The following is a 21,087-nucleotide window of genomic DNA, read 5'->3' as shown; positions in this document are numbered from 1 at the left end:
GGCGCGAATGATGACGGGCGTGTACCCTACAGGCGATAGATATGAAAAAAACCTCCCGACTGGCAGCGTGTTTGCTCGCGCTCGCCGTGTCGATGGGGAGCGGGGTGGCGATGGCGAAAACGCCGCCCGACCAGCTCATCATCGGTATGAATATGAATAACCTGCTCACCCTGGACCCGGCGGCGATGACCGGTAATGAAGTGGTGGGGATCGTGGTCAACCTCTACGATTCGCTGGTGGAGCTTGACCCTGAGCAGCTCACCAACGTTAAGCCCGCGCTGGCGAAGTCCTGGGACATCAGCCCCGACGGCAAAACCCTGACCTTTCATCTGCGCGACGACGTGAAATTTCACTCCGGCAACCCGCTGACCGCCGCTGATGTGGTGTGGTCGATGCGGCGTATTTTACATCTCAACCTCGCCCAGGCATCAGTGTGGAAATCCTACGGCTTCAGTCAGAAAAATATTGATAACCAGGTGAGCGCCCCGGACGACGTGACGGTACAAATCGTGTTACCGAAAGATAATGACCCGCAGCTGGTGATCTACTCGCTGGCGGCGCTGGGCAACCTCGGGGTCCTCGATAGCAAAACGGTGCAGAGCCACGAACAGGATAACGACTGGGGCAACCGCTGGCTGACCACTCATGAAGCCGGTTCCGGGCCGTTCACGCTGGAAACCTGGCAGGCGAAAGACGTGCTGCGCATGAAGCGCAATCCCGACTACTGGCGCGGCGAGGCGAAAATGAGCCGCGTGGTGCTGCGCCATTTCCAGGAGTCGCAAACCCTGCGCCTGATGATCGAAAAAGGCGACCTCGATATTGCCAACAATATGGCGGTTTCCGACATTAACGCCCTGCGCAGCGACCCGCAGCTGACCGTCGATGCGGTGCAGCGCGGCACCATGTACTACGTGGCGATGAGCATGAAAGAGGCGCACTTCGCCCAGCCGAAAGTGCGCGAAGCGGTGCGCTATCTGATTGACTACCAGGGCATCAATAAAGCGCTGATGCCGGGCTACGGGGTGCTGCACCAGCGACCGATTAAGGCGGGCATGCCGTCTACGCTGCCTGACCCTGGCTATAAGCTGGACGTGGCGCGGGCGAAAAAGCTGCTGGCGGAAGCGGGCTATCCCAACGGCTTTGATACCACGCTGCGGGTCCTCTCGGATCAGCCGTTCCTGAACATCGCTATCGCCGTGCAGTCGACGCTGATGCAGGCGGGGATTAACGCCAAAATCATCACCGGCACCGGTAACCAGATCTACGGCGCGATGCGCGAGCGTAAATTTGACCTGCTGGTGGGACGCGGCGGCAGCGGAATGGAGCCGCACCCGCACTCCAGCCTGCGCGCGCTGGTCTATAACCCGGATAACAGCGATGAGGCGCGCCTGACCAACTTTCAGGGCTGGCGTACCGGTTTTTACGACCCGCAGCTCAATACGATGATTGACCGCGCCCTGCTGGAACGCGATCCGCAAAAACAGGTGGCTGACTACCAGTCCATTCAGACGCGTTACGACCAGCTGGTTCCGGCCCTTATTCCGCTTTCACAGATGGTTGACTCGGTCGTCGTGCGCAACGAGGTACGGGAGTATCAGCCGCACCCTTCCGCCACCACTTTTCTGCGTGACGTCTATAAAGTCCGCGAAGGAGAGAAAGGATGAGTACTGCAATCCTTGCGCCCGGCTCACGAGGCCGGCGCTTATCCAAACGGCTGCTGCAGGTGGTGATTACGCTGTTCGGCCTGCTGCTGCTGACCTTTACCATTGGCCGCGTCATGCCTATCGACCCGGTGCTGGCGATCGTCGGCCCGGATGCTGACCAGAGTACTTATCAGCAGGTTTACCAGCAGCTGGGGTTTGATAAATCGCTGACCACCCAGTTTGGCATCTATTTCGTCAACCTGTTGCACGGCGATCTTGGCAATGCGCTGCTGACCGGGAAACCGGTGGTGGACGATATTATCCGCGTCTTCCCGGCCACCATGGAGCTGGCGACGATGGCGATTCTCGTCGGCGCGGGTTTCGGAATTCCGCTGGGCGTGCTGGCGGCGGCGCGGCGCAATAGCGTCTCCGATTATGTGGTACGCATTATCAGCCTGGCGGGCTACTCGACGCCGATTTTCTGGGTCGGAATGATGGGGCTGCTGGTGTTCTATGCCTGGCTCGGCTGGGTGGGCGGCGCCGGGCGGGTAGACCTCGGTCTGGACGGCATTGTGCCGCGCCGTACCGGCCTGATGACCGTTGATGCGCTGCTGGCCGGCAACGGACAGGTGTTCTGGAACGCCATTAATCATCTGATTCTTCCCGCCTCGCTGCTGGGTTTTCACTCGCTGGCTTATATAAGCCGTATGACCCGCAGCTTTATGCTGGCCCAGCTGTCGCAGGAGTTCATTATTACCGCGCGGGTGAAAGGGCTGACCGAGCGTCAGGTTATCTGGAACCATGCGTTTCGTAATATCCTCGTGCAGCTGCTGACGGTGGTGGCGCTGGCCTACGGCGCGCTGCTGGAAGGCGCGGTGCTGATTGAAACCGTCTTCTCATGGCCGGGTTTCGGCTCCTATCTTACCGGTAGCCTGCTGCTGGGCGATATGAATGCGGTGATGGGCTGCGTGCTGCTGGTGGGGGCAATCTTCGTGATGCTCAACCTGCTCTCCGACATGCTGTATCAATTCTTTGACCCGAGGACAAAATCATGACCGTTTCTCTGGATTCGCCGCTTTCGGGCGGTGCGGGCGAAGGCCGTCAGCGGCTGCAACGCGCGGCGGCGCGGGCCGTCGGGTTTATCGGTAAAATGGCGCGCAACCCGCTAACGGCCATCGGCGGCGGAATTATCTTTCTGCTGCTGGTGGTGGCGATTTTCGCGCCGCTGATTGCGCCGTATAACCCGCTGGTGCAGGACCTGAACAGCGCGCTGGTCGCGCCGAACGCACAGCACTGGTTCGGCACCGATGAGTTTGGCCGGGATATCTTTAGCCGCCTGGTGTACGGCTCGCGTATCACGCTTTATATCGTGCTGCTGGTCTCGGTGACCGTCGGTCCGCTCGGGCTGCTGCTCGGCGTCAGCGCCGGCTATTTTGGCGGTAAAGTCGATATGGTGCTGATGCGCGTCACCGATATTTTCATCTCCTTCCCGAGTCTGGTCCTGGCGCTGGCGTTTGTCGCCGCTTTAGGTCCGGGGCTGGAGCACGTGGTTATCGCCATCACGCTTACCGCCTGGCCGCCGATAGCCCGCCTGGCGCGCGCCGAAACGCTCTCTCTGCGCCAGGCCGATTTTATCTCCGCCGTGCGTTTGCAGGGCGCATCATCGGCCCGCGTCCTCTGGCGCCATATCGTGCCGCTGTGTCTGCCCTCGGTCATTATCCGTATCACCATGAATATGGCCGGGATCATTCTGACCGCGGCCGGTCTGGGCTTTCTCGGGCTCGGCGCGCAGCCGCCGGAGCCGGAGTGGGGGGCGATGATCTCCAGCGGGCGCACTTACATGATGGAGTGCTGGTGGGTGGTTACGATTCCGGGGCTGGCGATTCTGATCAACAGCTTAGCGTTTAACTTCTTAGGAGATGGCCTACGTGACATCCTCGATCCCCGCAGCGAATAATGCTCCGCTGCTCGACGTGCGCGATCTGTGCGTCGACTTTGTTAACGGCAGCGCGGTGACCCATGCCGTGCGCGGCGTCTCCTTCCAGCTGGGGCGCGAAAAGCTGGCCATTGTCGGCGAGTCCGGTTCAGGTAAATCCACCGTTGGGCGCGCGCTGCTGCAGCTGCATTCGAAAAAGGCCCGCGTCAGCGCCAGCCGGATGCAGTTTGCCAACCTCAATCTGCTGCATCTTACTGAAAGGCAGATGCGCGGCGTGCGCGGCAAACGTATCTCCATGATTATGCAGGACCCGAAGTATTCGCTTAATCCGGTGGTCTGCGTCGGTAAGCAAATCGCCGAGGCCTGGCTGACCCATCATCCCGGGCGCAAAGATGAGGCGAAGGCTAAGGCGCTGGAGATGCTGGAGGTGGTGCGTATTCGCCAGCCGGAGCGCGTTTATCAGCTTTATCCGCATGAGATATCCGGCGGGCAGGGGCAGCGCATCATGATTGCCATGATGCTGATTACCGACCCGGAGCTGGTGATTGCCGATGAGCCGACCTCCGCGCTGGACGTGTCGGTGCGCCTGCAGGTGCTGGGCCTGCTGGATGATCTGGTTCAGTCGCGCGGGCTGGGGCTGATTTTTATCAGCCACGATATCAATCTGGTGCGCAGCTTCTGCGACCGCGTGCTGGTGATGTACGCCGGACGGGTGGTTGAGTCTATTGCCGCCTGCGATCTCGATAACGCCCGCCATCCCTATACTCAGGGGCTGATTAACTCGCTGCCGGATATGCAGCATCGTCGCCCGATACTGCCGGTGCTGCAGCGCCAGGCCAGCTGGTTAACGGAATAAGGAGTGGATGATGATTGAAGTTCAATGTCTCAACCTCGCGTTCGGCGAAGGGGAGAAGCGTAACCAGGTGCTGTACGACGTTAATTTCCACGTTAAGCCCGGTGAGATCTACGGTCTGGTGGGGGAGTCCGGCTCCGGCAAAACCACGGTGCTGAAGTGCCTGGCGGGGCTGTTTACCCACTGGCAGGGGGAGTTAACCATTAACGGGCAGCGCTTAGGGCATGAGATTAGCCGCGAGCGCTGCCGTCAGGTGCAGATGGTATTTCAGGACCCGTACGGTTCGCTGCATCCCCGTCACACCATTGGCGATATCCTTGAGGAGCCGCTGCAGATTCATCGCATTCACGATCGCGACCGGCGGATTAATGCGCTGCTGGACAAAGTGGGCCTCAATCGTGCGTTTCGCGAACGCTATCCGCATCAGCTTTCCGGTGGCCAGCGGCAGCGCGTGGCGATTGCCAGAGCGCTGATCCTTGAGCCGCAGGTGCTGCTGCTGGATGAGCCGACGTCGGCGCTGGATGTGTCGGTGCTGGCGGAGATCCTCAACCTGCTGGCAGAATTGCAGCAGGAGGCTAAACTCACTTACCTGATGGTGACCCACGATTTGGGCGTCATTGCCCATTTATGCCAGAAGGTGGCGGTAATGCAGTACGGGAAAATCCTTGAAACCCTAACCGTCGATGCGCTGGTCAACGGCGAGGCGCAAACGGCCTATACGCAGATGCTGGTTAACGCCAGCCGGCAATATACGCGCGAAATGGCGCGCGAGGTGGCGGCATACTAAGCTTTCTGGGCGCATTATCTCTCGGGAAATACGCCCATTTTCATATATAAAACTTTGAAATGATATGTATTTATAGTTATAAGTATCGTCTATTAATGTAAATGTGGTGTTTAGATCTAAAATGAAAGTATCTGTTGTGTGAATGAAAATATTTGGAATCATGACTCGTATTTATTATTTATTTTGAAATAAATGACCACATTGGCTTTAAACTTCAAAATATTCCATGCTGTAAATTCATTTAAACCTTGCTAAGGATAAGGAAAAACTGCGTATTACGCCTCCAGATCCGCTGAGTAATAGAGTAAACTCGCCTGCGAATAATCTTAAGTTATCAGCTGCGTCATAAAGGATTACCGTATTTAGAGTAGGGTATCCATGCCGCTTATCCACTTGAATACTATTCTCAGGGACCAGGATGGAAAAAAAATATACGATTAATGGAAGAATTACATTTATCCCTCAACGAGGCGCTTTAATACTCATTGCTGACGAGACGAAAACGGTTTCATTAAATATGCCAGCCAGCCGCTGTTTATTGCTGCTTATTCAGCAGGATGGCAACACCGTTGCCCGCGAAACCTTTTTTGAAGAGGTGTGGATAAAGCATGGTTCACAGGTGACCAGCAACGGTTTTTACCAGAATATTTCCCTTTTGCGCCGGGCATTTAAGGAGCTGGGCATGGAGGGCGATATTATTATTACGCAGCCGAGGGTCGGCGTCAGGCTGGATGCGACAATATCGGTGATGGAAGCTGAGCCGTGCGAGATGGAGCAGGCGTTGGCAGCTGAGAAGCCACGGATGCCCGTTGACGGGCCGGTGCACGAGGAGGTCGCGGCTGCGAGTTTGCCTGAAAAAAAGCGGTTAAGGCCGCGATGCTCTCTGTTATGGGGGCTTGCGGCGCTGCTGAGCTGTCTGATCGGCGGTTTTGTTGCGTGGCAAACAGAATTCGAATCTTATTTGCAAAGTTATTCACCCATAATTGCTAAACTTTCGCAACAATGTCATTTCTTTGCCAATAATGACGTGGTTGATCACGTTCGTCATGTCAATTTTATCAAACGCAGCAAATTTGAATGTGACGAATATTCGTGGGTTTATTTGACGCTTTATCCCGGGCAGGCGCGGGTGTCGGTGATTCGCTGCCGTCAGCCATTTAGTCAATGGCGTGATAATCAATGCCTCACCAAATATTACATTAAGGAGGTAGCCAATGCGCCCGCGTGAAATTAAATGGTTAATCGCTATCGTATTTATCGGGATATCAAGCGGAATAATGATAAAATCCTGGCAATACTGGCAGCGCAATCATTTCCAGTGCAGCGGCGAGATGCAGCTATTAAATGCAGGTTACCAGGGTGATATTTCCTTAAGTTACGTATTTGATAGTAATCGCGGTCTGGCGATTATCCGGGGAGAAATTACGCCGCCGCAGGGTGAAACCTTTACTATCAACCAGAACATCTGGTTTAGCTTTACCCGCGATGGCCAGCACTACTTCCTGCGTTCGGAAACCGTCTCTGCCAGTATCGGCGAGACCGAGCAGGAGGAGCATATAAAACGCATCCTGCCAGCTTTTTTCCTCCAGCCGCAGGTGCCGTTTTACCTCAACATCCAGCGGCTCAACGGGCGTACCCGGCTGCTGTATACCAGCCGGGCGCCATCTTTACTTTGCGAAACCTGATTAACGTAGCAGCGGGCAGTCCGGCGGCAGCCGGCAGCGTAGCGCGGCCGGTAACAGCTCCATACGGAAGGTTTTGCCGGTTAGCGGTTCACCATCGAGATTAAACGTCATCTCGTGGGGGGCGGTGATCTCGAACCACGATGAGACGCCGTCGATAATATTCGGCGAGGTTTCCGGATTGGCCAGGGTGCTGAACAGCGCGGGGATTAGCTCTTCGCCGGTGAAAATGCGCAGATGCAGCAGGCCGTCGTTGATTAACGCTTCCGGGCACAGCTGCTGGCCGCCGCCGGCCTGGCGCCCGTTGCCAATGCCGATGACCAGCGCGTCGCCATGCCAGTGAAAGTTCTCGCCGCGGATTTCGCAGCGGTCAGGCTTAAGCGTATCCATGCGCATCAGGCCGTGGATTAAATAAGAGACGCCGCCCAACGCGGCCTTGAGCTTCTCCGGGGTTTCGGTCGTGATTCGGGTGCCAAAACCGCCGGTGGCCATATTAATAAAACCGGTCTTATCGTTAACCCGTGCAACATCTATCGCCACATCGCGGCCAACGATGGCCAGCTTCAGGGCGCTGGCCAGATCCTGGGGGATGCCGACGCTGGTGGCGAAGTCGTTCGCCGTGCCCAGCGGTAAAATCCCCAGCGCCAGATTGCCGTCGCGCTCCACCAGCGCCGTCGCCACCTCATTGATGGTGCCATCGCCGCCGCCGGCAATCACCGTTTCGACATTCAGCGTCAGGGCTTCATCGATAAACCGAACGGCATCGCCCTTTTCCCAGGTGACGCGGACGTGAATATCGATACCTTCGTCGCGTAACAGTTTAACCGCCTCTCGCAGGGACGGTTCATTGGCGCCTTTACCATTCAGAATCAGTAAGCTGGCTGGAAACGTGGACATTATCAGGGGACCTTTGTTGCTCAATGATGCATAAAGTGTACCGCATGCGGAAAGGGAAGGCCGGGTGAGAGATAAAAAAATAAGCCCGCGTAAGGGAGATTACGCAGGCTAAGGAGGTGGTTCCTGGTACAGCTAGCATTTATGGGTTATGTTTTTCAGCGAAATGGATGATATCTGCTTTGAACGAACCGGTATGTGATCCGTTTCTAATATCTTTACATCGTGAAAAAATAACCCAAATTAACTAGTTACCGTGCGGGTTTCTGGTCGTCTGGCCAGTAAAATTACGCATCAGCAGCGCATACTGCAGCGCCATATCTTCCGGAACAGGCAACCATACCGTGTGGCCATCGCCCGGCGCGACCGGCATGCGTTCGCCTTTGCCGTTTTCCATATGCTCGAGGGTAAAGTTAACGTTGCCCTGCGGGGTCATCAGCTCAAGGCTGTCGCCGACGGAAAATTTGTTTTTCACCGCCACCGCCGCCAGCTGGCCGTTGCGCTCGCCGGTAAATTCGCCGACAAACTGCTGGCGTTCGGAAACGGAGTAGCCGTGCTCGTAGTTCTGGTAGTCATCGTGCGTATGGCGACGCAGGAAGCCTTCGGTATAGCCACGGTGCGCGAGGTTTTCCAGGGTATCCAGCAGGGAGGTGTCGAACGGTTTGCCAGCGGCAGCATCGTCAATGGCCTTGCGGTAGACCTGAGCGGTACGGGCGCAATAGTAATGTGATTTGGTGCGGCCTTCGATTTTCAGCGAGTGGACGCCCATCTGGGTCAGGCGCTCAACGTGGGCAATCGCGCGCAGATCTTTCGAGTTCATGATGTAGGTGCCGTGTTCGTCTTCGAAAGCGGTCATGTATTCGCCCGGACGTTTGGCCTCTTCAATCATAAACACCTGGTCAGTCGGCGCGCCGATACCCAGCGTTGGCTCGACGTTCTGCACCGGGATCGGTTCGTGCTTATGCACGATATTACCGACGTCGTCTTCTTTGCCTTCCTGGACGTTATACTCCCAGCGGCAGGCGTTGGTGCAGGTCCCCTGGTTTGGGTCGCGTTTGTTGATATAGCCTGAGAGCAGGCAGCGGCCGGAGTAGGCCATGCACAGCGCGCCGTGAACGAAAATTTCGATCTCCATTTCCGGCACCTGGCTGCGAATTTCGGCGATTTCATCCAGCGACAGCTCGCGGGAGAGAATAACGCGGGTGAGCCCCATTTGCTGCCAGAACTTGACCGTCGCCCAGTTGACGGCGTTGGCCTGTACCGACAGGTGAATATCCATATGCGGGAAATTTTCGCGCACCAGCATGATCAACCCCGGGTCGGACATGATCAGCGCGTCCGGCCCCATTTCCACCACCGGCTTCAGATCGCGAATAAACGTTTTCAGCTTGGCGTTATGCGGGGCAATGTTAACCACCACATAGAATTTTTTACCCAGCGCGTGGGCTTCGTTGATGCCGAGCTGCAGATTTTCGTGATTGAATTCGTTGTTACGCACGCGCAGGGAGTAGCGCGGTTGGCCCGCGTAAACGGCGTCTGCGCCATAAGCGAAAGCGTAACGCATATTTTTCAGCGTTCCCGCCGGGGAAAGGAGTTCCGGTTTAAACATGATTTTCTCGTTCTGATGACAGGTCAGATTCGCCGCACCCGGTACGGCGAGTTGGGGAGTGCCCCCACATTAAGGGCGGGCATTGTAGCGCCGTGGGGGAGGGGAGTAAATATCAGTCGGGTATCTTTGGTGATAAGCGGGCGGCAAATCTTTACAGGGCATGAATCGCGCGGTCGCTAACTGCCGGTTTCAGCCGCTGCTTTTCCCCGGAGGCGGCGCTTGACGCGCCTGTCCGGGCTACCTGCCCCGCAGACGGCGGTGAGCCTGTAGCCCGGCTAAGCGCAGCGCGAGCCGGGGAAAAGTCGGGCAGGGGCTAACTATGCCAGCCGGCAGGCGTCGGCTTCCCAGCGGTACCCTACGCCGTAAACGGCGCGGATAAACGATTGCTCGGCGTCCAGCGACTCCAGCTTACGCCGCAGGTTTTTGATATGGCTATCGATCGTTCGGTCGGTCACCACCCGGTAATCATCGTACAGATGATTCAGCAGCTGTTCGCGCGAGAAGACTTTACCCGGTTCCTGGGAGAGGGTTTTCAGCAGGCGGAACTCGGCGGGCGTAAGGTCCAGCAGCTTGTCGCGCCAGGAAGCCTGAAAACGACCTTCGTCGACAATCAGCGGGCTTTCCGCATCCAGCGCCTGCAGATCGCGCTGCGGTTTGCAGCGGCGAAGAATGGTCTTGACCCTGGCCACCACCTCACGCGGGCTGTAGGGCTTGCAGATATAGTCATCGGCGCCGATTTCTAACCCCAGCAGGCGGTCGATCTCCTCGATTTTGGCGGTGACCATGACCACCGGAACCTCAGAGAAACGGCGGATTTCCCGGCACAGGGTGAGCCCGTCGGTGCCGGGTAGCATCAGATCCAGCAGGATTAGGTGCGGCGGCGTCTGGCGAACGTACGGCAGAACCCGATCGCCGTGATCAATCAGCGTCGGGGCATAGCCCGCCGCCTGAAGATAATCGATCAGCAGCTGACCCAGCTTGGGCTCATCTTCCACGATAAGAATGCGTGGCGTGTTTTCATCAACAGGTAATTCAGTCATACGTCTCTCGATAAATTACGTTCCAGAGGTAGTTCTACTTTAATGCTAACCCCGCCCAAAGGCGAATGGCCGGCACGCAAAGTGCCGCCGTGGGCCGCGACAATGTTAAGGCAAATCGCCAGCCCTAAACCAGATCCGCCGCTGGCACGATTGCGCGACCCCTCAGTACGATAAAAACGCTCAACCAACCGCTCCAGCTGTTCATCGGTGACGCCGGGGGCGCTATCGGCAAAATCGAGAACCAGCATATCCCCGCTCTGGCTGGCGTTAATCTGCAGGCCGCCGCCGCTATCGGTATAGCGCAGGCTGTTTTCCAGCAGGTTATTAAACAGCTGCATCAGGCGATCCCGGTCGCCGAAAATCGTCGCGCTTTCCGGCAGCGAAACGCCGATCGACAGCCCGCGGCTGGCGAAGCGCTCGCGAAACGCGCCGGCGGCGACCTCCAGCAGATTGATGATATTCACCGGGGTTTTCCGGTAGGAGAGGGCGCCTTCATCGGACATCGACAGCTGGTGTAAGTCATCAACCAGTTTGGTGAGGGTGGCGACTTCCGCCTGCAGGGAGGCGATGGAGTCCGGGGTAAATTTGCGGATCCCATCCTGAATCGCCTCCAGCTCGCCGCGCAGCACCGCCAGCGGCGTGCGTAGCTCGTGGGAAATATCGGCCATCAGGTCCCGGCGCATCTGCTGGTTGCGTTCCAGGGTGCTGGCCAGCTGGTTAAAATCTTTGGCCAGACGCCCCAGCTCATCGCTGCTGGTGGCGGCGACGCGGGTGGAGAAATCGCCGGCCGCCAAACGGTGCGTCCCCTCAACCAGGCGTTTAACCGGCGCGAGCAGACCGCGCGCCAGCGGGAAGGTGGCCAGCGCCGCCAGCAGCGTGGCGAGGGCGACAATCAGCCAGCTGGTACGTTTCTGCTGGCGGTCAAAGTTGATATCGGTGTTGCGCGTCAGGCGTTCAACCGGCGAGGCGATGACCGCGCCAACCTCGACGCCGTCGACCATAATACTGCGCCGGGTACCGTCCTTCGGCACGCGTTCGCGCGGGCCCACCAGTACGCGTCCTTTTTGATCGACCACCCAGAACATCGTGCGCCAGCCGTGCGGAGGCATATCGGGGCCGGGACCGCGGTCGCCACGATCGCCGCGTGGACCGTCGAGCGGCCGGTCCGGCGCGGCGTCCGGCGGCATCTCTTCCGGGCCGGGACCACCGTGCGGCTCATCCATCGGACCGCGGCTCATACCGCGGCCCGGCGGCGAGCGGTCATCGTTGTCGCGTTCAAAGGTTTTCAGCAGCTGGAAAATAAAGCGGTCGTTGTTGCGCAGAAACGTCCAGCTGCCGTGCTGGGCATACTGCTCGCTCAGGGCATCGCCGAGCATGGTCAGGCGCTGTTCGTTGCCGCGCTTGATATAGTCAATAAAGCCGCGTTCAAAGCTGATACGCACCGCCCAGTGCATGCTGATCAGCAGCACGATGCAGGTGGCGAGGATCGCGATAAACAGCTTGCCGGTAATGCCGGGACGCCAGAACTTCAAGACTCACTCCTTTTACGGCGACGAATCACGGTATTGGTCGTGGTGTCGTCCGGTACGCGGGAAAAAATCAGCGCCGGCAGCGCGATAATCACCGCCATGCTTAAGTAGGTATAGAGAAAGACCTGATGAGCGATCGCCGCATCGGCGCTGATATGCTGCTGACCGTAGAGACCGAGCAGCATCCCGGCGATAGTGACGCCGATACTCATCGACAGCTGCATGACCATCGACAGCAGGCTATTGCCGCTGCTGGCCAGATCGTCGGGCAGATCTTTCAGGGTCAGCGTATTCATTGAAGAAAAGCGGCTGGCGTTGATCATCCCCTGCAGGAACAGCACCACCGGCAGCAGCCAGTACCAGCCAGCGAGGGCGACGGCCATGAACAGCAGACTGACCAGCGCGAGGCCGATAGTTGAGGTTACCAGCACCCGACGGTAGCCGAAGCGGTTGACCACCTGGACCACAATGCGCTTCATTCCCATGCTGCCGAGCACCATCGGGATCATCATCAGCCCGGCGTGGAACGGCGTAAAGCCGAGGCCGATCTGTAAAAACACCGGCGTCATAAATGGCAGCATGCCGCTGCCGATACGCCCGGCGAAGCTGCCGCCAAGGCCGAGAGAAAAGGTGCGGTTGGTAAACAGCTTCAGGCTAAACAGCGCGTTGCGGTTGCCGCGCGCGTGCCACAGATAGCACAGCATTGACCCCGCGCCGATGGCCACCAGCGCAGTCAGCCACAGGGGGGAGAGCCCGAGTCCTTTTTTACCGTCGAGCGCCAGGGTCAGCGTCGCCATGCCGGCGGCCAGCAGAATAAAGCCGAAGATATCAAAGCGCCGGGTTTGCAGAGTGTAGTTGGGCATCAGGCACAGCGTGGCGATGGCGCCGACGATGCCGACCGGAATGTTGATCAGGAAGATCCAGTGCCAGGAGGCGTACTCCACCAGCATCCCGCCGAGCGCCGGGCCGAGTAGCGGACCCACCTGGCCGGGCAGGGTGACGAAGGTCATCGCCGCCATATATTGACTGCGCGGGACGATTTTCATCACCGTCAGGCGGCCAACCGGCACCATCATCGCGCCGCCGACGCCCTGCAGCACGCGGGCGAGTATCAGCTGATCGAGCGTGGCGGCCTGCGCGCAGAACAGGGAGCCGGCGGTAAACAGCACGATGGCGCTAAAAAAGATATTCCGCACCCCAACCCGGTCCGCCAGCCAGCCGCTGGCGGGCAGCATCACCGCCACCGTTAGCACATAGGAGACGATAACCATATGCATATGCAGCGGGCTCTCCCCGAGGCTCTGCGCCATGGAGGGGAGGGCGGTGTTAACGATAGTGGTATCCAGCGCCTGCATAAAAAAGCCGAAGGCCACTATCCACAGCTGCCAGCGCACGCTGGAGGGAAGATCTGTCATGTTATTCGCTTACCGGTTGAGGGACTTTTCGCGAAAAACGCAGCCGCAGACGGTCGAAGAACAGATAGACCACCGGCGTGGTGTACAGGGTCAACAGCTGACTCATCACCAGGCCGCCGACAATGGTAATCCCCAGCGGCTGGCGCAGTTCGGAGCCGTCGCCGCCGGAGATAACCAGCGGCAGCGCGCCGAACAGCGCCGCCAGGGTGGTCATCATTATCGGCCGGAAGCGCAGCAGACAGGCCTGGAAGATCGCCTCTTCCGGCGGCAGGTTGCCGTTGCGCTGCGCCTCAAGGGCGAAATCGACCATCATGATGGCGTTTTTCTTCACGATGCCAATTAATAGCATAATCCCGATAAGCGCGATTAGGCTGAACGGGGCATCGAAAAGCTCCAGCGCCAGCAGCGCGCCGACGCCCGCGGACGGAATGGTCGACAGAATGGTCAGCGGATGAACGTAGCTCTCATAGAGGATCCCCAGCACAATATAGACCGTGGCGATGGCCGCCAGTATCAGGATCACCTGCGAGTTCATGGTTTGCTGAAACACCTGCGCGGTCCCGGCGAACGACCCGCGGACGCTGGACGGCACGCCAATCTGGGTCATCGCCCGGTTGATGGCATCGCTGGCTTCCGACAGCGACTTGCCGGTAGGCAGGTTAAAGGAGATGGTCGATGCCGCCGACAGCCCCTGGTGGTTCACCGACAGCGGCGCGTTGGCCGGCTGCCATTTAGCGAAATAGGCAAGCGGAATCGGCTTGTCTTCGCTGTTGATCACAAACATCTTATCGAGGGCGCTGACGTCCTGGGTGTAGGCCGGGTCGACCTGCATCACCACTTTATACTGGTTCAGCGGCTGGTAGATGGTGGAGATCTGCCGTTGGCCGAAGGCGTTGTTCAGCAGATTGTTGGCGTCCTGCACGCTGATGCCGAGCCGCGACATGGTATCGCGATCGTAGATCAGGTCCATCTCCGCGCCGTTATTCTGACTGTCGGAGTTAACGTCCGCCAGCTCCGGCAGCGCCGCCAGCGTTTTGCGGATTTTCGGCTCCCATTCCCGCAGCGCAGCAAGGTCGTCCGACAGCAGCGTATACTGGTAGCTGGCGTTGGCCTGACGGCCGCCGACGCGGATATCCTGTACCGCCATCAGAAACAGGTTGGCCCCCGGCTCTTTGGCCAGCTTCTTGCGCAGCCGATCGATAATCTGCTGCGCCGTCTCATGGCGCTCATCGCGCGGCTTCAGGGTGATAAACATCATCCCGCTGTTGACCCGCGAGCCGCCGGTAAAACCGGTGACGTTGTCTACTGCCGGATCTTCACGAATGATCTTCATAAAGTCCTCCAGCTTGCCGCGCATCGCCTGGAACGAGATGCTCTGGTCCGCCTGGATACCGCCCATCAGCACCCCGGTGTCCTGCTCGGGGAAGAAGGTTTTGGGTATCGAGATATAGAGCCAGACGCTTAGCGCGATGGTGCCGAGCAGCACCAGGCCGGTTAAGCGGCTGTGCTTCAGCACCCACTTCAGCGACTTACCGTAACCGCCCTGAATCGCCACCAGCAGGCGGCCAAAACCACGCTTGCGCGTCGGCTCGTGGGGCTTGCCGCTTTTCAGCAGCCAGCCGCACATCATCGGCGTCAGGGTCAGGGAGACCGCCAGCGAGATGCCGATCGCCACCGACAAAGTGACGGCGAACTCGCGCAGCAGCCTTCCCGGCAGGCCGCCCATCAGCAGCAGCGGCAGGAACACCGCCACCAGCGACAGGCTCATCGACAGCACGGTAAAACCGACTTCCCGGCTCCCCTGCAGCGCGGCCTGCAGCGGCTTCATGCCGGCTTCGAGATGACGGGAAATATTCTCCAGCACCACGATGGCGTCATCGACCACGAAGCCGGTGGCGATAGTCAGCGCCATCAGCGACAGGTTATTGAGGCTGAAGCCGCACAGGTACATGGCGGCGAAGGTGCCGATCAGCGATACCGGAACGGCCACCGCCGGGATCAGCGTCGCGCGGCCCGAGCGCAGGAACAGGAAGACCACGAGGATGACCAGCGCCACCGAAATCACCAGCGTTTGCTCCACTTCCTCCAGCGAGGCTCGGATGGTCGGCGAACGGTCCTGGGCGATTTGCAGATCGACAGAGGCCGGGATGGTGCGCTGCAGCTCCGGCAGGCGGGCGCGAATGCTGTCCACCGTCTCAATGATATTGGCTTCCGGCAGCTTGCGGATCATCAGCAAAATCGCCGGTTTGGCGTTGGTCATCCCGGCGTTGCGCACGTCCTGTACCGAGTCGGTGACGTTGGCGACGTCGCCGAGCCGCACCGCCGCGCCGTTATTGTAGTGTACGATCAGCGGCTGGTATTCGGCGGCGGTCTTCAGCTCGTCGTTGGTCGCTACCTGCCAGCGGTGGGTCGCGTCCTCCAGCGCTCCCTGCGGTCTACGCACGTTGGCGTTGCTGATGGCGGTGCGCACCGCGTCCAGCGACACGCCCTGGTTAAACAGCGCCTGCGGGTTGAGGTCGACGCGTACCGCGGGCAGCGAACTGCCGCCGACGTCCACGTCGCCGACGCCGTCAATCTGGGCAATGGTCTGCGCCAGCTGGGTAGAGGCGAAGTCGTACAGCTCACCCTGGGACCAGGTATCCGAGGTGAGGGTGAGGATCATGATCGGCGCGTCGGACGGGTTGGCTTTGCGGTAGGTCGGACGGCTCGGCATCCCGCTCGGCAGCAGGCTTTGCGCGGCGTTAATCGCCGCCTGCACGTCGCGGGCCGCGCCGTTGATGTCGCGGTCAAAGTTGAACTCGAGAATGATTCGCGTACTGCCGAGCGAGCTGGAAGAGGTCATCTCATTGACCCCGGCAATCCGCCCCAAAGAGCGCTCCAGCGGCGTCGCCACCGAAGAGGCCATGGTCTCCGGCGACGCGCCGGGCAGCGAGGCGCTGATCATGATCACCGGGAAATCCACCTGCGGCAGCGGCGCCACCGGCAGCAGGCGGAAGCCGAGGATGCCGCACAGGGTAATGGCGAGCGAAAGCAGAATCGTCGCCACCGGACGGTAAATGAAGAGGGCGAAAAACTTCACCTACGCCTCCTCCTCACGCCGCGGGAAGCGGCTCTTCATATACAGCGACAGCCGGTCGAACAGCAGATAGATAACCGGAGTCGTGAACAGCGTCAGCACCTGGCTGAGCATCAGACCGCCGACCATGCCAATCCCCAGCGGACGCCGCAGCTCCGCGCCGACGCCGGTACTGAGCATCAGCGGCAGCGCGCCGAGCAGGGCGGCGAGGGTGGTCATCAGGATCGGGCGGAAGCGCAGCAGGCAGGCCTGGTAGATTGCCTCGCGCGGCGGCATACCCTGTTCGCGTTCGGCGGCCAGCGCGAAGTCGATCATCATGATGGCGTTTTTCTTGACGATGCCGATCAGCAGAATGATGCCGATAATGGCGATAACGTCCAGCTCGCTCCCGGCCAGCCATAGCGCCAGCAGCGCGCCGACGCCCGCCGTCGGCAGGGTGGAGAGAATGGTGATCGGGTGAATAAAGCTCTCATACAGCACGCCGAGGACGATATACATCGCCACCACCGCGGCAACCACCAGCCAGACGGTGCTGCCGAGCGCCGACTGGAAAGCCAGAGAGCTGCCCTGGAACTGGGTACGGATATCGCTCGGGAATTCCAGCGCCTGCTCGGCGCTAAGAATCGCATCGACCGCATCGCCCAGCGAATAGTTGTCCGGCACGTTAAACGAAATGGTGGTGACCGGGAACTGATCGAGGTGGTTAATCGACAGCGGAGCAAAGCGCTGTTCGACTTTGGCGATCGTGGTGAGCGGCACGATCCCGCCGTCTCTGCTGGTGAGGCGGATATTGTCCAGCGCCGCCAGCCCCGGCGTGGCCTGGGTATCATGCTCCAGCACTACGCGGTACTGGTTCGCCTGGGTATAGATGGTGGAAATCAGACGCTGCCCAAAGGCGTTATACAGGGCGTTATCGACGTCCGCCATGCTGATGCCGAGACGGCTGGCGCTATCGCGATCAACGTTGATATACGCCGCCAGGCCCTTATCCTGCCAGTCGCTGCTGACGTCGGAGAGCTGCGGCAGCGCCTGCAGCCGGGCCAGCAGCTGCGGGACCCAGTTGCTGAGCGCGTCCAGCGAGTTGGCCTGCAGGGTGAACTGGTACTGGGTGCGGCTGACGGTGGTGTCAATGGTCAGATCCTGGGTCGGCTGGAGGTAAAGCTCAATCCCGGGAATGCCGCTCACCGCGTTCTGCAGGCGGCCAATCACCGTCTGCACCCGATCGTCGCGTTCATCGAGCGGCTTAAGGTTGATTTGCAGGCGGGCGCTGTTCAGCGCCGGGTTGGTGCCGTCGACGCCGACGTAGGAGGTCAGGCTTTCCACCGCCGGATCTTGAAGTATTGCCGCCGACACCTGCTGCTGGCGCTCGGCCATATTGGCGAACGACGCCGACTGCGGCGCCTGTAGCGTGCCCTGGATAATGCCGTTGTCCTGAATCGGGAAAAAGCCCTTCGGAATAAACACCCACAGCATAATCGACAGCACCAGGGTACCGAGGGCCACGCTCAGGGTCAGCCACGGATGATTCAGCACCCGGCTCAGCCAGCGGCCATAGACGGCGATCACCCGCTCAAAAAAGCGTTCGCTGGCGCGTGAGAAGCGATTCTGCTTGCGCAGCGATTCATGGCTCAGCATGCGGGCGCACATCATCGGCGTCAGGGTCAGCGACACCACCGCGGAAATCAGGATCGCCACCGCCAGAGTAATGGCGAACTCGCGGAACAGACGGCCCACGATATCGCCCATAAACAGCAGCGGGATCAGCACCGCAATCAGCGAGAAGGTCAGCGAGATAATGGTAAAGCCAATCTCTCCGGCCCCTTTCAGGGCGGCGGCCAGCGGCTTTTCGCCTTTCTCGATATAGCGCGAGATGTTTTCAATCACCACGATGGCGTCATCGACCACAAAACCGGTGGCGATGGTCAGGGCCATCAGCGTCAGGTTGTTAATCGAAAAATCAAGAAACACCATCACTGCAAAGGTGCCGACCAGCGATAGCGGTACGGCGATGCCGGGAATAATCGTCGCCGGGACGTTGCGCAGAAAGACGTAGATAATCATCACCACCAGGGCGATGGCCAGCATCAGCTCGAACTGGGTGTCGCTGACCGAGGCGCGGATATTGGTGGTACGGTCGGAAAGTACCTGCACTTTAACCGATTTCGGCAGGCTTTCGGTGAGCTGCGGCAGCATCTGGCGGATGCTGTCGGCGGTCGAGATGATGTTGGCCCCCGGCTGGCGCTGGACGTTCATGACGATCGCCCGCTGATTGTTCGCCCATGCCCCAAGCCAGCTGTTTTCCGCGCCCTGTTCCACGGTGGCGACGTCGCCGAGGCGAATCGGCGCGCCGTTCTGCCAGGCGATAATCAGCCGGCGGTAATCTTCCGCCGACTGCATTTGATCGTTGGCGGAGAGGGTGACCGCCCGCGACGGGCCGTCAAGACTCCCCTTCGCCGAGTTGACGTTGGCGCTGGTTATCGCGGTGCGCACCGTTTCGCTGGTCAGCCCGAGGGCGGCGATGGCCTGGGCGTTGAGCTTGACGCGTACCGCCGGGCGCTGGCCGCCCGCGAGGGTGACCAGCCCGACGCCGGAAACCTGGGAGATTTTCTGCGCCACGCGGGTCTCGACCATATCCTCTACCTGGGTCATCGGCACGGCGGAAGAGGTGACCGCGAGGGTCATAATCGGTGGATCGGCGGGGTTAACTTTGCTGTAGACCGGCGGGTTAGGCAGGTCCGAAGGCAGCAGGTTGGTGGCGGCGTTGATGGCCGCCTGCACTTCCTGCTCCGCGACGTCCAGCGGCAGCGTGAGCTGGAACTGGAGCGTCACCACCGACGCGCCGCCGGAGCTCTGGGAGGACATCTGCTTGAGGCCGGACATCTGGCCAAACTGGCGCTCCAGCGGGGCGGTCACCGACGAGGTCATCACGTCCGGGCTGGCGCCGGGATAGAGGGTTACCACCTGAATCGTCGGGTAGTCCACTTCCGGCAGCGCCGAAACCGGCAGGAAACGATAGCCGATAATCCCGGCCAGCATAATAGCCACCATTAACAGCGTGGTGGCGACCGGGCGCATGATAAACAGACGGGAAGGGCCACCCGTGCTGCTCGGCGGTAACACTTGCATCAGGAGCGCGCTCCTTTTTTACCGTACTCGCGGCTGGTGGCTTTTTCCGGCTCGGCGACGGTAGCCGCATCCTGGGCTTCGACGACCTCAACTTTTGCGCCTTCGGTCAGACGATCGATCCCGTCGGTTACGACGCGATCGCCGGCGGAAAGCCCGGCGTTAATCACCACTTTCAGACTGTCCTGGATACCCGGCGTGACGGTGTGCTTGCTGACCTTGTTCTCATCGTTCAGTACCCAGACGAAATGGCCTTCGTTACCCATTTGCAGCGCGGCGGTTGGGATCACCACTGCGTTCTGCTCGGTATCGACCAGCATACGGGCGTTGACGAACTGATTCGGGAACAGGGCATCGTCCTGGTTAGTAAAGCGCGCTTTCAGCTTGATGGTACCGGTGGTGACGTCAATCTGATTATCGAGGCTCAGCAGTGAACCTTCGCTGATTTTCTGTTTATTGGTGCGGTCCCAGGCTTCGACGACCAGCTTTTTCCCCGCCTTTTGCGCCTGTACTACGGTGGCGATTTGGTTTTCCGGCAGCGTAAAGACCACGTCGATAGGGTGAGTTTGCGTTAGCACCACGATCCCGGTGGTATCTCCGCTGGCGATCTGGTTGCCGATATCCACCTGCTTTAAGCCGACCCGGCCGTCGATCGGCGCGGTAATGCGGCTCCAGTTGAGCTGCAGCTGGGCGCTGGCGACGGCGGCTTCGTCCGCTTTGATCGTACCCTGGGTTTCGCTGACCAGCGACTGCTGGGTGTCCAGCTCCTGCCGGGAAACCAGATTGGTTTTGACCAGCTGCTGGTAGCGCGCCAGATCGCGACGGGCGTTGGCCAGGGTGGCCCGATCTTTCGCCAGCTGGCCTTCGGCCTGGGCGAGGGCCACTTTAAACTGGCTGGGATCGATTTCCGCGAGCAGGTCGCCCGCCTTGACCTGCTGGCCTTCGGTAAAGTGGATGGCCAGCAGTTGGCCGTCGACGCGGCTGCGGACGGTGACGGTATTCGCCGCCGTCACGGTGCCGAGGCCGGAAAGGTAGCGCGGTACCGCTTCGCTGGTGGCGGTGGCCGCCTGTACCGGCGCGAGGGCGGCGCCAAAACGACCGGGGCGTCCGCCTCCGGGCCCCTGCTGGCGCGCGCCTGTTGCCGTCGGCGCGCCGCTGTTTGCCGCTTCGCGACCCTGCCAGAACCAGTACGCGGCGCCCGCGACGATCGCGACCACCAGCACCGCAGCCCAACGGCTTTTATTGCTACCTTTCATTAATTTGCTATCTCATCCTGAAACGTTTCACGGAATGATACTAGTTTAGCCAGCGAACGCCGCTTAAAAATGGAGGAATTATGAAAAGACTGTCCAGATATGTCTGTAAAAAACGCTTTTCGCAGAGCCGGTTACGATGAATAGTTAGGCGTAAAATTCGCTTAACGATTTTGCTTAGCCGGGAGATGACTCCGGTTAGTTATTGCCCGTCATCCGCTGATTCTTAAGGGTCACAGCGGAATAC

At 59.5% G+C, this 21,087-nt stretch carries 15 protein-coding genes; 7 read left to right on the top strand and 8 right to left on the bottom strand.

The window, feature by feature from the left end:
* The first annotated feature begins 41 nt into the window (after positions 1-41).
* The 7 genes from HMPREF1144_RS21835 (at position 42) to HMPREF1144_RS21805 (ending at position 6,904) form a co-directional block, all read left to right on the top strand.
* Positions 42-1,664, top strand: a complete 1,623-nt coding sequence (locus HMPREF1144_RS21835; protein WP_004852567.1) for an ABC transporter substrate-binding protein — start codon at positions 42-44, stop codon at positions 1,662-1,664.
* The gene (locus HMPREF1144_RS21830) at positions 1,661-2,698 is read left to right on the top strand and encodes an ABC transporter permease (RefSeq protein WP_004852565.1); all 1,038 of its coding nucleotides are present in this window, start codon (positions 1,661-1,663) and stop codon (positions 2,696-2,698) included. Before HMPREF1144_RS21835 ends, HMPREF1144_RS21830 begins: the two co-directional genes overlap by 4 nt.
* Positions 2,695-3,600, top strand: a complete 906-nt coding sequence (locus HMPREF1144_RS21825) for an ABC transporter permease (RefSeq protein ID WP_002912641.1) — start codon at positions 2,695-2,697, stop codon at positions 3,598-3,600. Before HMPREF1144_RS21830 ends, HMPREF1144_RS21825 begins: the two co-directional genes overlap by 4 nt.
* On the top strand, positions 3,572-4,435 hold the full coding sequence (locus tag HMPREF1144_RS21820; RefSeq protein WP_009654012.1) for an ABC transporter ATP-binding protein: 864 nt from the start codon (positions 3,572-3,574) through the stop codon (positions 4,433-4,435). The genes HMPREF1144_RS21825 and HMPREF1144_RS21820 overlap by 29 nt, the downstream gene beginning before the upstream one ends.
* A 10-nt stretch (positions 4,436-4,445) precedes the next feature.
* Entirely contained in the window at positions 4,446-5,219 is a 774-nt protein-coding gene (locus tag HMPREF1144_RS21815; RefSeq protein WP_009653962.1) for an ABC transporter ATP-binding protein, read from the top strand.
* Between the two features lie 418 nt (positions 5,220-5,637).
* The gene (locus HMPREF1144_RS21810; protein WP_009654020.1) at positions 5,638-6,447 is read left to right on the top strand and encodes a winged helix-turn-helix domain-containing protein; all 810 of its coding nucleotides are present in this window, start codon (positions 5,638-5,640) and stop codon (positions 6,445-6,447) included.
* Positions 6,434-6,904, top strand: coding sequence for a hypothetical protein (locus HMPREF1144_RS21805; RefSeq protein WP_009653973.1), 471 nt, complete (start codon positions 6,434-6,436; stop codon positions 6,902-6,904). The genes HMPREF1144_RS21810 and HMPREF1144_RS21805 overlap by 14 nt, the downstream gene beginning before the upstream one ends.
* Here HMPREF1144_RS21805 and yegS read toward each other — a convergent pair whose 3' ends face one another.
* From yegS to HMPREF1144_RS21765, 8 genes are all read right to left on the bottom strand, one after another.
* On the bottom strand, positions 6,905-7,798 hold the full coding sequence (yegS, locus tag HMPREF1144_RS21800) for a lipid kinase YegS (protein WP_009654032.1): 894 nt from the start codon (positions 7,796-7,798) through the stop codon (positions 6,905-6,907).
* Between the two features lie 244 nt (positions 7,799-8,042).
* Positions 8,043-9,404, bottom strand: a complete 1,362-nt coding sequence (gene yegQ, locus HMPREF1144_RS21795; RefSeq protein WP_009654001.1) for a tRNA 5-hydroxyuridine modification protein YegQ — start codon at positions 9,402-9,404, stop codon at positions 8,043-8,045.
* A gap of 317 nt (positions 9,405-9,721) precedes the next feature.
* Positions 9,722-10,444 carry a two-component system response regulator BaeR gene (gene baeR / locus HMPREF1144_RS21790; protein WP_004852549.1) on the bottom strand — a complete coding sequence of 241 codons (723 nt, stop codon included), beginning with the start codon at positions 10,442-10,444 and terminating at the stop codon, positions 9,722-9,724.
* Positions 10,441-11,976, bottom strand: a complete 1,536-nt coding sequence (gene baeS / locus HMPREF1144_RS21785; protein ID WP_009654018.1) for a two-component system sensor histidine kinase BaeS — start codon at positions 11,974-11,976, stop codon at positions 10,441-10,443. Before baeS ends, baeR begins: the two co-directional genes overlap by 4 nt.
* Complete coding sequence (locus tag HMPREF1144_RS21780) at positions 11,973-13,388, bottom strand: MFS transporter (protein WP_004852546.1); 1,416 nt, start codon at positions 13,386-13,388, stop codon at positions 11,973-11,975. The genes baeS and HMPREF1144_RS21780 overlap by 4 nt, the downstream gene beginning before the upstream one ends.
* Before the next feature lies 1 nt (position 13,389).
* Positions 13,390-16,467, bottom strand: a complete 3,078-nt coding sequence (gene mdtC / locus HMPREF1144_RS21775) for a multidrug efflux RND transporter permease subunit MdtC (protein WP_009653981.1) — start codon at positions 16,465-16,467, stop codon at positions 13,390-13,392.
* On the bottom strand, positions 16,468-19,590 hold the full coding sequence (locus HMPREF1144_RS21770; protein ID WP_004852541.1) for an MdtB/MuxB family multidrug efflux RND transporter permease subunit: 3,123 nt from the start codon (positions 19,588-19,590) through the stop codon (positions 16,468-16,470).
* Entirely contained in the window at positions 19,590-20,843 is a 1,254-nt protein-coding gene (locus HMPREF1144_RS21765; RefSeq protein ID WP_009653964.1) for an MdtA/MuxA family multidrug efflux RND transporter periplasmic adaptor subunit, read from the bottom strand. The genes HMPREF1144_RS21770 and HMPREF1144_RS21765 overlap by 1 nt, the downstream gene beginning before the upstream one ends.
* Between the last annotated feature and the right edge of the window lie 244 nt (positions 20,844-21,087).

Source organism: Klebsiella sp. OBRC7 (genome assembly GCF_000293135.1).
Lineage (GTDB): Bacteria > Pseudomonadota > Gammaproteobacteria > Enterobacterales > Enterobacteriaceae > Klebsiella > Klebsiella michiganensis.
This window is presented reverse-complemented; position numbering and strand designations above follow the sequence as displayed.

Coding starts and splice junctions, on each gene's coding strand:
- HMPREF1144_RS21835 (WP_004852567.1), top strand. CDS start 42: ATGAAAAAAACCTCCCGACTGGCAGCGTGTTTGCTCGCGCTCGCCGTG.
- yegQ (WP_009654001.1), bottom strand. CDS start 9,404: ATGTTTAAACCGGAACTCCTTTCCCCGGCGGGAACGCTGAAAAATATG.
- baeR (WP_004852549.1), bottom strand. CDS start 10,444: ATGACTGAATTACCTGTTGATGAAAACACGCCACGCATTCTTATCGTG.
- HMPREF1144_RS21830 (WP_004852565.1), top strand. CDS start 1,661: ATGAGTACTGCAATCCTTGCGCCCGGCTCACGAGGCCGGCGCTTATCC.
- HMPREF1144_RS21810 (WP_009654020.1), top strand. CDS start 5,638: ATGGAAAAAAAATATACGATTAATGGAAGAATTACATTTATCCCTCAA.
- HMPREF1144_RS21770 (WP_004852541.1), bottom strand. CDS start 19,590: ATGCAAGTGTTACCGCCGAGCAGCACGGGTGGCCCTTCCCGTCTGTTT.
- HMPREF1144_RS21825 (WP_002912641.1), top strand. CDS start 2,695: ATGACCGTTTCTCTGGATTCGCCGCTTTCGGGCGGTGCGGGCGAAGGC.
- yegS (WP_009654032.1), bottom strand. CDS start 7,798: ATGTCCACGTTTCCAGCCAGCTTACTGATTCTGAATGGTAAAGGCGCC.
- HMPREF1144_RS21805 (WP_009653973.1), top strand. CDS start 6,434: ATGCGCCCGCGTGAAATTAAATGGTTAATCGCTATCGTATTTATCGGG.
- HMPREF1144_RS21765 (WP_009653964.1), bottom strand. CDS start 20,843: ATGAAAGGTAGCAATAAAAGCCGTTGGGCTGCGGTGCTGGTGGTCGCG.
- HMPREF1144_RS21815 (WP_009653962.1), top strand. CDS start 4,446: ATGATTGAAGTTCAATGTCTCAACCTCGCGTTCGGCGAAGGGGAGAAG.
- HMPREF1144_RS21780 (WP_004852546.1), bottom strand. CDS start 13,388: ATGACAGATCTTCCCTCCAGCGTGCGCTGGCAGCTGTGGATAGTGGCC.